The 11,996-nt window shown below is 64.6% G+C and carries 12 protein-coding genes; 7 read left to right on the top strand and 5 right to left on the bottom strand.

The window, feature by feature from the left end:
• Positions 1-15: 15 nt before the first annotated feature.
• From JT360_RS03375 to JT360_RS03365, 3 genes are all read right to left on the bottom strand, one after another.
• Positions 16-735, bottom strand: coding sequence for an MBL fold metallo-hydrolase (locus JT360_RS03375; RefSeq protein WP_214470139.1), 720 nt, complete (start codon positions 733-735; stop codon positions 16-18).
• A 16-nt stretch (positions 736-751) separates the two neighbouring features.
• Positions 752-1,918, bottom strand: a complete 1,167-nt coding sequence (locus tag JT360_RS03370) for a diphosphate--fructose-6-phosphate 1-phosphotransferase (RefSeq protein ID WP_214470138.1) — start codon at positions 1,916-1,918, stop codon at positions 752-754.
• 185 nt (positions 1,919-2,103) lie between these two features.
• Complete coding sequence (locus JT360_RS03365) at positions 2,104-2,871, bottom strand: L,D-transpeptidase (RefSeq protein ID WP_214470407.1); 768 nt, start codon at positions 2,869-2,871, stop codon at positions 2,104-2,106.
• A gap of 258 nt (positions 2,872-3,129) precedes the next feature.
• Here JT360_RS03365 and JT360_RS03360 point away from each other — a divergent pair, with 258 nt between their 5' ends.
• The 3 genes from JT360_RS03360 to xylB all read left to right on the top strand — a co-directional run bounded on the left by JT360_RS03360 (position 3,130) and on the right by xylB (position 6,721).
• Entirely contained in the window at positions 3,130-3,753 is a 624-nt protein-coding gene (locus JT360_RS03360) for a LysE family translocator (protein WP_214470137.1), read from the top strand.
• A gap of 105 nt (positions 3,754-3,858) precedes the next feature.
• A complete protein-coding gene (locus JT360_RS03355) occupies positions 3,859-5,184 on the top strand; it encodes a tetratricopeptide repeat protein (RefSeq protein WP_214470136.1) in 1,326 nt (441 codons plus the stop codon).
• Positions 5,185-5,266: 82 nt separating this feature from the next.
• The gene (gene xylB, locus JT360_RS03350) at positions 5,267-6,721 is read left to right on the top strand and encodes a xylulokinase (RefSeq protein WP_214470135.1); all 1,455 of its coding nucleotides are present in this window, start codon (positions 5,267-5,269) and stop codon (positions 6,719-6,721) included.
• Between the two features lie 197 nt (positions 6,722-6,918).
• On the opposite strand, the gene JT360_RS03345 is transcribed toward xylB, so the two are convergent.
• Positions 6,919-7,281: a nuclear transport factor 2 family protein gene (locus JT360_RS03345; protein WP_214470134.1), complete on the bottom strand. Its 363-nt coding sequence runs from the start codon at positions 7,279-7,281 to the stop codon at positions 6,919-6,921.
• Positions 7,282-7,394: 113 nt separating this feature from the next.
• Here JT360_RS03345 and xylA point away from each other — a divergent pair, with 113 nt between their 5' ends.
• The 3 genes from xylA to JT360_RS03330 all read left to right on the top strand — a co-directional run bounded on the left by xylA (position 7,395) and on the right by JT360_RS03330 (position 10,020).
• Positions 7,395-8,720: a xylose isomerase gene (gene xylA, locus JT360_RS03340; RefSeq protein ID WP_214470133.1), complete on the top strand. Its 1,326-nt coding sequence runs from the start codon at positions 7,395-7,397 to the stop codon at positions 8,718-8,720.
• 274 nt (positions 8,721-8,994) lie between these two features.
• The gene (locus JT360_RS03335; protein WP_214470132.1) at positions 8,995-9,198 is read left to right on the top strand and encodes a hypothetical protein; all 204 of its coding nucleotides are present in this window, start codon (positions 8,995-8,997) and stop codon (positions 9,196-9,198) included.
• A 60-nt stretch (positions 9,199-9,258) separates the two neighbouring features.
• Entirely contained in the window at positions 9,259-10,020 is a 762-nt protein-coding gene (locus JT360_RS03330; protein ID WP_352126989.1) for a TIGR01458 family HAD-type hydrolase, read from the top strand.
• Here the strand turns inward: JT360_RS03330 and JT360_RS03325 are convergent.
• Positions 10,001-10,981: a GlxA family transcriptional regulator gene (locus JT360_RS03325; protein ID WP_214470130.1), complete on the bottom strand. Its 981-nt coding sequence runs from the start codon at positions 10,979-10,981 to the stop codon at positions 10,001-10,003. The two genes, JT360_RS03330 and JT360_RS03325, sit on opposite strands and share 20 nt — an antisense overlap.
• A gap of 77 nt (positions 10,982-11,058) precedes the next feature.
• Between JT360_RS03325 and bcoG the strand changes: the two genes are divergently transcribed.
• Positions 11,059-11,976 carry a 3-dehydrocarnitine:acetyl-CoA trimethylamine transferase BcoG gene (bcoG, locus tag JT360_RS03320; RefSeq protein WP_214470129.1) on the top strand — a complete coding sequence of 306 codons (918 nt, stop codon included), beginning with the start codon at positions 11,059-11,061 and terminating at the stop codon, positions 11,974-11,976.
• Positions 11,977-11,996 lie beyond the last annotated feature (20 nt).

Raw genomic sequence — 11,996 nt, 5'->3', positions numbered from 1 at the left:
TAATTCAGAGAACGCTCACAGACCGGCATGCGAGCGCAGATAGGCCAACGCGATCTCACGCATGCGCTTGCCGTCGAAGCTCGGGCCGTGGCCGCCATGGCCGATGCGGATCGGCAGGTCGAGCAGGCGCTGCATCGTGCTGATATAGGCGTTCCGGTCGGAATCCGGCAGGCTGTCGATCAGCGTGTCGTCGTAGATGGCGTCGCCGCTGAAAAACAGCCCGTCGGCCTCGTCGAACAGCGCGATCGAATCCGGTGAATGCCCTGGCAGGTGCAGCACCCGGAACTGCCGGTCGCCGAGATCGATGACGTCGCCCTCGTCGAGGGTCCGCGTCAGCGGCGCGGGCGGGATCTTGTAATCGGCCGACCTCCAGCCCGGCGCCGGCAGTTTCGAAACTGCGCCTTCGAGATCATGGAACATATAGGCATAGGTCGCTGCCTCATCCATGCTTTCGAATTGCGCCGCACTCATCCTTGGCCCCGCCCGCCACGGGAATTCATGCAGCGAGCCGACGTGATCGAGATGGATATGAGTCGCGACCACCAGAAGCGGCTTGCCCCGAGGCGTTTCGATCTGCGGCGCCAGCGGACAGATGCCCATGCCGGTGTCGACCAAAAGGTCGGCATCGCGGCCGCTGAGATGCCAGATATTGGCGCGTAAATAGTCATGCACGAACGGCTCGGTCAGCTTCGTCGTCCTGTCGTCGACGATGCTCTTGCTGAACCAGTCCGGCATCAGTTTGGGCCCGGCATCAGACGAACGGCTTCCCGACCTTGTATTTCTCCGGCACCAGCCGCTTGAGATAGGCCATGCCGGCATCCGACAACTGGTTGACGTCGGGTTTCATGAAATCATCCGGCATGTGGCGGGTCTTGCCGGCGACGTTCTCCAGCGGCACCTTCTTCAGCACCGTTTTGCCGCCATCATATTGCAGCGCCACCGAGCCGCCGCCCTGTTCGGCGACGGTGACGGCGAAGGCACCGGCATCGAAAGCCTCCTGCGCATCGACGGCGCTGATGGCGCCGACATAGCCGCGCGGCATGTAGCCGAGCGCATCGACGCGGGCCCGCTTGCCCGGCAGCCCTTCGGCCAGCGCGCGTTCGAGCGCCGCCGGCAGGTCGCTGCCCGACAGCTTGACATTGCCATGCGCGTCGCGCTCGAGCTTGTCCGGCGGCACCAGGCTTTCGACCAGCGCCTTGCCGTCGGCGGTGCTGACGCCTTCCGACACGGCGACGATGCAGCGCTTGTGGCGGTCGAGCGTGGCGCGCACGTCGTCGATGAAGCCGGCGGCCGAGAACGGCCGCTCGGGCACGTAGACAAGGTGCGGGCCGCTGTCGGGGTCGAGTTGCCAGGCCGCCGCCGCCGCGGTCAGAAAGCCGGCATGCCGGCCCATGACGATGCCCACATATATGCCGGGCAGGGCGCGGAAATCGAGATCGACGGACAGGAAGGCGCCGGCGACGAACTCCGCCGCCGAGATGAAGCCCGGCGTATGGTCGTTTTCCTCGAGGTCATTGTCGATGGTCTTCGGGGCATGGACGAAGGCGATGCTGCCGCCGGCGGCATCGGTCAGGATCTGCTGCGTGCCCGACGTGTCGTTGCCGCCAATATAGATGAAGGCATCGGCGCCGGCCTTCTTCAAGCCGTTGAGGATGACATCGCAATACGCCGCGTCCGGCTTGTCGCGCGTCGAGCCAAGTGCGGCACTGGGCGTTCCGGCAATCAGCCGCAGCCGGTCTTCCGGGATGGCCGAGAGGTCGACATAATTGCCGTCACGAATGCCGCGCACGCCATGGATCGATCCCAGCACCTTGGCGCCGGGATGCCGCTTGCGGATCTCCAGCGTCGCTCCGACAACCGTCTGGTTGATGACGGCGGTTGGGCCGCCGCCTTGCGCGATAACAAAAGTTCCGGCCATTCCTGACGTCTCCCGAGGCGATGGTTTTCAAGGCACCTTGGCCTGTCTTGCCGCATCGCGCAACGGGGGAGTCGGAAGCATGATCGCTAAAAGCATGCCCTCGGCTGAGGAGGGTGGGGACCGGTTTTCGCCGGAGCTCATGCTCAACTGGCAGATAGGGCGGCCGCATGGGCCGCCTTCAACGATCACATGACAACGACCGGGTTTTTCTTCGAAACGCGGCTGTAGAGATCGATGATGTCCTGGTTGATCAGGCGCACGCAGCCCGACGACATCGCCTGGCCGATGCTCCACCATTCGGGCGAGCCATGGATGCGGTAGCCGGTGTCCTTGCCGTCCTGGTAGATGTAGAGCGCACGCGCCCCGAGCGGGTTGGTCAGGCCGCCGGGCTGGCCGCCCTGCCATTTCACCAGTTCCGGCTTGCGGGCGATCATCTCTGGCGGCGGCGTCCAGGTCGGCCATTCCCGGCCGTACTGGATGTTGGCGCGGCCGGACCAGCGGAAGCCGTCCTTGCCGATGCCGACGCCGTAGCGGATGGCATCGCCCCCCGGTTGGACGAGATAGAGCATGCGCTCCTTGAGATGGACGACGATGGTGCCGGGCGCCTCGCCGGTCGTGTCGACGACGATCTGGCGGCGGAATTCCGGCTTGACCTTCAGGTACGGCACCTCCGGCACGTTGAAGCCGCCATCGGTCAAGGAGGCATACATCAAGTCGGGGCTGGTGATGTTCTTGTCGACGCTGATCGAGGGGCGGATCGGCCGCACCGAGCCGGTGACCGTATCATCAAGTTCAAGCGCCGGCAGGCCGCCACCCGAGGTCGAGCAGCCGGCGACGCCGAGCAGTGCGAGCGCGCCCGCCCCGGTCAGGACGGCGCGGCGGGAAAGATGATGATCAGTTTCGATTGCGTCGCCGTTTCGTGGCGGCGTCGGACCTTGCGGCAACTCACGCATGTACCCAAACCCTACGCTGTCGGCGGGAAGCACGGTCCGGCCGGGATAGCGGGCATTTTCATCATTCATGGTTGATAAAGCGTGAACGCCTTGCGCTGCCAGCGTTTGCGCTCCTGCACAAAAAGGCCCAGGTCAGTCTGATATCTGAAGCATGCAGGGCGGTTTCCGTCCGGAACTGCGCAAGAACAAAAATCAGGCCTCTTTACATTCTCCCAGGGCTCAGGATTTATCCTTATCTTCAACCCAAGGGAGACAGACATGTCCTTCGAAAACTGGGCCGCTTTCGCCGCCGCGTCGGCGATCCTCCTCATCATTCCGGGTCCGACCATCCTGCTGGTCGTATCCTATGCGCTGGGCCAGGGCTGGCGGACCGCTTTGCCGATGGCCGTCGGCGTGGCATTGGGCGACTTCACCGCCATGACGCTGTCGATGCTGGGCATCGGCGCCCTGCTCGCCGCTTCGGCGACCGTCTTCACCATCCTGAAGCTGATCGGCGCTGGCTATCTGGTCTATCTTGGCGTGAAACTGTTCCGCGCCGGCGGCGCATTGAAAGCCGAACCGCGCACCGACGCCGTGTCGTCGGCCAAGATGATGGCGCACGCCTGGCTGGTCACGGCACTCAACCCGAAGAGCATCACCTTCTTCGTCGCCTTCCTGCCGCAGTTCCTCGACCGGCATGCCGATTTCTGGACGCAGATGCTGATCTTCGAGACGACCTTCCTGGCGCTCGCCTTCACCAATGCCTTCGGCTATGCGCTGATCGCGGCGCGCGCCCGTAATGTCGTGTGCAATCCCAAGGCGATCCGCATCTTCAACCGCACCGGCGGCACGCTGCTGGTCGGCGCCGGCATCGCCACGGTGGCGATGCGTTCAGGCAATTGAGCTAGACTAGACGCGCAATCGACGAAGCTCCGGCCTCTCCGGTTGGCGGGGAGGCTGTCAGTGCTCTAGGATCTGATTCCGATTAGCAGGGCATCGAAAGTCGGCATGACAGTGGAGGATGCATTCGGCCTGGCCTTTTCGGGCGCGACGGAGGCAGGGTTCACGCCCTACAGCCAGGCGGTGCGCCAGCTGCAGTGCTTCGTCGGCGATCCCGTAGCCTCCGTCGACCGCGCCATCGCGGAAAATCCCGATTTTGTCATGGCGCATGTCTTCAAGGGTTATCTCTTTGGCCTCGCTACCGAGCGGGAGGCGATGGCGGTGGCCAGGGCCTGCCACGAAGCGGCTGTGCCGCTGGCCGCGACAACGCGCGAGCAGGCGCATGTCTCGGCCCTCGGCCATCTCGCCAACGGGCGCTGGCATCAGGCCGCCGGCATTCTCGAGGGCATCGCCACCGACTTTCCGCTTGACGCCGTGGCGCTGCAGGTCGGGCACCAGATCGACTTCTTTACCGGCAACGCCCGCATGCTGCGCGACCGCATCGCCCGCGCCTTGCCGTCCTGGCGGAGCGGAATGCCGGGCTACCACGCCATTCTTGGCATGCAGGCCTTCGGGTTCGAGGAGATGGGTGACTATATCAGGGCCGAAAAGCTCGGCCGGACGGCGGTAGAGATCGAGCCGCGGGATGGCTGGGCTCAGCACGCCGTCGCTCATGTCATGGAAATGCAAAGCCGGCAAAGGGACGGCATCGCCTGGATGCGCGCCAACCCCGAGGCGTGGACGAAGGAGAGTTTCCTCAAGGTGCACAATTGGTGGCATCTGGCGCTGTTTCATTACGATCTCGGCGAGACCGACGAGGTGCTGGCGCTCTATGACGGCCCGATCTACGGCGCGCGATCGACGCTGGCGCTCAATATGGTCGATGCCTCGGCGATCCTGTGGCGGCTTTATCTCGGCGGTGTCGACGTTGGTGACCGCTGGACGCCGCTTGCCGCCAATTGGGAGCCCAAGGCCGGCGCCGGCAATTATGCCTTCAATGACGCGCATGCGATGATGGCCTTTGTCGGCGCCGGGCTCGGCGCCCCGGCCCGGACCTTGCTCGAGGCACAGCGCGAGGCCATGCACGGCAGCGACGACAACGCCGCTTTCACCACGGATGTCGGCCATCCCTTGACGCTGGCCATCAAGGCCTTCGGCGAAGGCAACTACACTGAGGTCATGCGCCTGATCGGGCCGATCCGGGCGATCGCCCATCGTTTTGGCGGCAGCCACGCACAGCGCGACGTCATCGACCTGACGCTGATCGAGGCGGCCTTGCGGACTGGTGATGGTGCGCGCGCCAGGGCGCTCACCGCCGAGCGTTCGATGGCGCGGCCGGACAGTCCGCTGTCGCGGCTGTTTTCGCGACGCTCTGACGATTTGTCAGAGAATTGACCCGAAGCGGATCTTGCCTTAAAAACTGGCTTGGCCAGATTTTTTCGAGATCCGAAAAAAATAATGGCATGGGGAGGAAAACATGTATCTCGGCCTCGACCTGGGCACGTCGGGCGTCAAGGCGCTGCTGATCGATGCCGGACAGACCGTCATCGGCTCCGGCCATGGCGGGCTTGACGTTTCGCGGCCGCACCCCGGCTGGTCCGAACAGGACCCGTCCCACTGGATACGCGCCTGCGAAGACGCGATTGCCGAACTCAGGGCTTCCCATCCCAGGGAGTTCGCGGCGGTAAAAGGCATCGGCCTGTCGGGCCAGATGCATGGCGCGACCTTGCTTGACGCGGCCGATCATGTGCTGCGCCCCTGCATCCTGTGGAACGACACGCGCAGCCATGTCGAGGCAGCGACGCTCGACGCCGATCCGCGTTTTCGCAAGCTCACCGGCAACATCGTCTTTCCCGGCTTCACCGCGCCGAAGCTCGCCTGGGTGAAGAACAACGAGCCCGCCGTCTTCGCCAAGGTCGCGAAAGTCCTGCTGCCCAAGGATTTCCTGCGGCTTTGGCTGACCGGCGAACACATTTCGGAAATGTCGGATTCGGCCGGCACCTCCTGGCTCGATGTCGGCAAGCGGCGCTGGTCGGCGGACCTGCTGGCGGCGACCTCGCTCGACGAGACGCAAATGCCGTCTCTGGTCGAGGGCACTGAGAAGGCCGGCGGATTGCGCGCCGAGCTGGCATCGAAATGGGGCATCGAGACCGGCATCCCGATTGCCGGGGGCGCCGGCGACAATGCGGCTTCCGCCTGCGGCATGGGCACGGTCGGCGCCGGCCATGCCTTTGTTTCGCTGGGCACCTCGGGCGTGCTGTTTGCCGCCAACGCGTCCTACCTGCCCAACCCGGCAAGCGCGGTCCATACCTTCTGTCATGCGCTGCCCAACACCTGGCACCAGATGGGCGTCATCCTGTCGGCGACCGATTCGCTCAACTGGCTGTCGGAGATCACGGGCAAAGGGGCAGGCGAACTGACCACGGAACTCGGCGACGCGCTGAAAGCGCCGACCGGCGTGTCCTTCCTGCCCTACCTCTCGGGCGAGCGCACGCCGCACAATGATTCCGCCATTCGCGGTTCCTTCACCGGCCTGGCGCATGAATCGAGCCGCGCGGTGCTGACCCAGGCTGTGCTGGAGGGCGTCGCCTTTGCCTTCCGCGACAGTCTCGAAGCCCTGAGGACGGCTGGCACGACACTGACGCGCGTGACCGCGATCGGCGGCGGCTCACGCTCGCGCTACTGGCTGAAGGCGATCGCTACCGCGCTAGGCCTGCCGATCGACATTCCGGCCGACGGCGATTTCGGCGCCGCCTTCGGCGCTGCCAGGCTCGGGCTGATCGCGGCGACCGGCGCCGATCCGCTCAGCGTCTGCACGGCGCCGGCGACCGATGCCACGATCGAACCGGATGCCGCGCTTGGGCGTGCCTATGCCGATGCCTATCACCGCTACCGGGCGCTCTATCCGGCGATCAGGGCTGTTACCGCGTGAGTAGGCACGAGGCGCCCCTCTCTGCCCTGCCGGGCATCTCCCCCTCAAGGGGGGAGATTAGCAGCTTCGGCGCCCCGCTCAATCCTGCAATGCTGGAGAGTAGCGAAAGCCGGCGTGATACCCGATCTCCCCCCTTGAGGGGGAGATGGCCGGCAGGCCAGAGGGGGGCGCCTCGCGCCCACCCAGCCAGCAAAGCCTCACTGCGCCGGAACCTTGTCGAGGAAGCCGGTGACGCTCTTCAGGCGGCCGTTCTCGATCACGCCGATGTCGGTGCCTTCGATGAGCGAAGGGACGCCCTCGGGGCCGAGGTTCCACGAAAAGCGGATCTTGTCGGCGAACCCGTCCGGCGTGCCCTTCAGCGAGAACCGGAAGCCGGCAAAGCGCTGCTGCACGCCATCGATCAGCGCCGCGACGCCGTCATGGCCGTCGCCCTGCATAAGCGGATCGCGATAGCTGACGTCTTCTGTGAAAACAGCCTTGAGCAATTCGGTGCGGCGGCTGGCATCGCTTTCGTTCCAGGCGGTGATGTAGCCCTCGGCGATCTTGTTGAGGTCGGTCATGGTCTGTCTCCTTTGTTTGACGGCTTTGACATCAGCCTTTTCGACCAGCGCAGAACCGAAACCAATTACGCCTGAGGTAATCAGGGCGAACTATTCGAGAGAGGACAGAAAGCATGAGCAGCGGATTTTTCGGCGACATCCAGAAGATCAAATATGAGGGACCGGATTCGACCAATCCGCTGGCCTACCGCTTCTACAATCCCGACGAGGTCGTGGCCGGCAAGCGGCTGGAAGACCATCTGCGCTTCGCCGTCGCCTACTGGCATTCCTTCGCCTGGCCGGGCGGCGATCCCTTTGGTGGCCAGACCTTCGACCGTCCCTGGTTTCCCAAGGCCGGCGGCGTCGACACAATGGAACTGGCCAAACTGAAAGCGGACGTCGCCTTCGAGATGTTCTCGCTGCTCGGCGCGCCCTATTTCTGCTTCCACGACGCCGATGTGCGGCCCGAGGGCAAGGATTTTTCCGAGAGTGCCGCCCGCCTCGACGAAATCGCCGATTACTTCGCGGGCAAGATGAAGCAGACTGGCGTCAAGCTCTTGTGGGGCACGGCGAACCTGTTCTCCAACCGCCGCTTCATGTCGGGCGCCGCCACCAATCCGGATCCGGACGTCTTTGCCTATGCGGCGGCGACGGTGAAAAGCTGCATCGACGTCACCAAGCGGCTGAAGGGCGAGAACTACGTGCTGTGGGGCGGGCGCGAGGGCTACGAGACGCTGCTCAACACTGACCTTGCCCGCGAACAGGAACAGGCCGGACGCTTCCTCAGCCTCGTCGTCGACTACAAGCACAAAATCGGCTTCAAGGGTACGATCCTGATCGAGCCGAAGCCGCAGGAGCCGACCAAGCACCAGTACGACTATGACGTCGCCACCGTCTACGGCTTCCTCAAGCGCTTTGGGCTGGAGAAGGAGGTCAAGCTCAACATCGAGCAGGGCCACGCCATCCTGGCCGGCCATTCCTTCGAGCACGAGCTGGCTTTGGCCAATGCGCTCGGCGTCTTCGGTTCGATTGACATGAACCGCAACGACTACCAGTCGGGCTGGGACACCGACCAGTTCCCCAACAACGTACCGGAGATGGCGCTGGCCTATTACCAGGTCCTGCAGGCAGGCGGCTTCAAGACCGGCGGCACCAATTTCGATGCCAAGCTGCGTCGCCAGTCGCTCGATCCGCAGGATCTGCTGATTGGCCATATCGGCGGTATGGATGCCTGCGCGCGCGGCCTCAAGGCCGCGGCCCGCATGGTGGAGGACAAGGCATTGTCCGCGCCGCTGGCGGAGCGTTACGCCGGCTGGAACACGGCCGAGGCCAAGGCGATGCTCTCGGGCAAGCGCACGCTGGAGGAGATTGCCGAACGCGTGGTGAAGAAGAAGATCGAGCCGCAGCCGCGCTCCGGCCGCCAGGAATTGCTGGAAAACATCGTCAACCGCTACGTATAGGGCGATCGCCGCTCTCTCTGTGGACCGACATCGCCACCTCTGGCAGAAAGCCGATATACAGCTTTCTGCCAGTCAGTTGGTTTCGCGCAAGCTGCCGGGGATCGCACAGGTCTTCGACAACTCGCCGGGACCAACATGCGCCAAAGAGCACGTTTGGCGACAAGGTTTTGCCTCCGAACGCCCCCCAATTGCCTCGCTCTTGCCTTCAAACTGCCGTCACGAATCTCGTATAAATACGGGTCGTGGCGGGAGAGGAAGAAGGAGGCGAACCGATATGCAGAACGAACGTGAAATCGACGCCCTGCTCTCACCTGGCGAGGCCGGATCGATCATCGACCGGTTGATGGCGCTGCCGCATTCGAAGGACAGTGCCCGCAGGGCAAATGAATGGGATCGCGCGGTCGCCGCGCGGCTCGAAACAGTACTGGCCAAGAGCATGCGCTCGCGCATTGTCGGCGAAAGTCGCGACGCCGCCTGACAATCCCCGTGATTTGACGAACAGAGGCAGATTCTTCATCCTTCACCGATGATACGCGCGGTGCTCCTGGATCTCCTGGGTGTCGTCTATGACGCCGACACTCCGATCCCGGGCGCCGTGGCTGCGGTCGGCCGCCTGCGCGAGGCTGGCCTGCCGCTCCGCTTCGTCAGCAATACGACACGCTCGCCGCGCAAGGCAATTATCGAGCAGCTTGCTGCCTCAGGAATCGAGGTGGCGGATACGGAATTGCTGACGCCGGCCCGTGCCGCCGTGGAATGGCTTCGCCGCCATGGCTGTCGGCCCCACCTGCTCGTCCATCCCGACCTTGAAACCGAGTTCTCCGGGCTGAAGGGCGGGAACGGGCGTGCCGTCGTCGTCGGCGATGCCGGCGATGCCTTCGACTATGCCAGTCTCAACCGGGCGTTTCGCGAACTGGTTGCCGGCGCCGATTTCGTGGCGCTTGCCACCAACCGTATCTTCAGGGATGCCGACGGTCTGCTTAGCCTCGACGCCGGCGCCTTCGTCGCGGCGCTCGAATTCGCCAGCGGCCGGAGCCCCGTTCTGCTCGGCAAGCCATCGCCGGACTTCTTCCTTTCGGCGCTCGCCGATGTGAACTGCTCGGCGGCCGAGGCGGTCATGGTCGGCGACGATGCGGAAAGCGACGTCGCCGGCGCGCTGCGTGCGGGACTTGGCGCGGCACTGCTCGTTCGGACAGGCAAATATCGCCCGGATGATGAAACTCGCTTCGACCCGGCGCCTACGGCATTGGTCGACGATCTCGCCGCCGCGACGGACTGGATCCTCAACCGCGCCGCAGCCTGACCGGCGCTTCGCCGAAAGCTCTTGAAAACGCTCTGGAAAATGCCGCGGCGGACGAGAACCCCGTCCGCCCGGCAATGTCGGCCATCGCCACCCTGGTGTCGACCACCAGCCGCCGTGCCGCACCGAGCCGCAGCCTGAGGTAATAGGCGCCCGGCGTCTCGCCGATCGACTTGCGAAAGACGCTTTCCAGTGTCCGCGCGGTCACGCCGGCGCGCTTGGCCACCGCTTCGATGGTCAGCGGCTGGTCGACGTGCGATTCCATCAGCCGGATGGCCTGCGCCAGACGCGGGTCGTAGCCGTCGAGCCGGCCGAGCGAGACCAGCGGCTGCGCATCGGTCGCCGCACGCGCCTGGTCGTAGATGAAGACGCTGGCGACATCGAGCGCCACGGCCATGCCGAGCCGTGTGCGTATCAAATGCAGCATCAGGTCGAAGGTCGGCGAGGCACCGCCCGAGGTGAACACCGGTCCGTCGATGACATAGCGGTCCGGACGGACATCGACGCCGGGGAAGGCGGACGAGAAATCCTCCATGTCTTCCCAATGGGTGGTGGCGCTGCGCCCCTCCAGCAGGCCGGCGCGTGCCACCAGCCAGGTGCCGGCCTCGACGCCGCCGCACGCACGCGCCGTTCGCGCCGCGCGTCGCAGGCCTGAGAGCAGAGCCGACGTGGCATAGTTCTGGGTGCCGAAACCGGCGACGACGACAAGGACGTCGGTCGGCTCGGTTGCGTCGAAACGGCCGCTGACCGCAACCGGCAGGCCGCACGTCGTTATCGGCGCCTCGCCGGTGACAGAGACCAGCTTGAAATCGAACAAGGTCTCGCCGGAAATGCGGTTGGCGGCGCGCAGCGGATCGACGGCCGAGGCGACGCACATGATGGACGAGCCGGAAAACACCAGCAGTGTCACCTTGAGCGGCGAACGCTCTGCACGAAAGATATCGGGCTTTTCGCTTTTTATCATATGCTCTTCGTAAAACGCAAAACAGTTTCCGGCAAGTCGGGCATTGTTGGGGTCTGTTTCCACGGGAGGAGAGTTCCATGCCGCTTGCGATGAACCGTGAGGTCTTCATTACCTGTGCCGTGACCGGGTCCGGAGGCTCGCAGGATCGCAGCCCGCATGTGCCGCGCTCGCCCAAGCAGATCGCCGATTCGGCCATCGATGCGGCCAAGGCGGGCGCCGCGATCGTTCATTGCCATGTCCGCGATCCCGAGACCGGCAAACCGCGCCGCGACGTGCATCTCTACCGCGAAGTCACCGAGCGCATCCGCGACGCCAATGTCGACGTCGTGCTGAACCTCACCGCCGGCATGGGCGGCGACATGGTGTTCGGCTCGCCCGAGGCACCGCTGCCGCTCAACAAAAAGGGCACCGATATGGGCGGCGCCACCAACCGCATGGAGCACGTGCGCCAGTGCCTGCCCGAGATATGCACGCTCGACTGCGGCACCATGAACTTCGCCGAAGCCGATTATGTCATGACCAACACGCCGGGCATGCTGCGCGCCATGGGCGGCATGATGACGGCGCTCGGGGTCAAACCGGAGATCGAGGCCTTCGACACCGGCCATCTCTGGTTCGCCAAGCAGCTGGTCGAGGAGAAGGTGCTCAACCCCGATGCCCTGGTGCAGCTCTGCATGGGCGTTCCGTGGGGTGCGCCCGACGACCTCAACACCTTCATGGCCATGGTCAACAACGTGCCCTCGACCTGGAACTGGTCGGCCTTTGCCATCGGCCGCAACCAGATGGCCTATGCCGCCGCGGCGGTGCTGGCCGGCGGCAATGTCCGCGTCGGGCTCGAAGACAATCTCTGGCTCGACAAGGGCGTTCTGGCGACCAACGCGCAGCTGGTCGAACGCGCCGCCAGCATCGTCACCAACCTCGGCGCCAGGATCCTGGGGCCGGAAGAGGTGCGCCAGAAGCTCAACCTGACCAAGCGAGCGCCGATCGCGGCATAAATTATTCGCTGGGAGGTCAG

Source organism: Mesorhizobium sp. dw_380 (genome assembly GCF_018588885.1).
Lineage (GTDB): Bacteria > Pseudomonadota > Alphaproteobacteria > Rhizobiales > Rhizobiaceae > Mesorhizobium.
The sequence above is the reverse complement of the archived record's forward strand: the minus strand, read 5'-3'. Positions and strand labels throughout refer to the sequence as shown.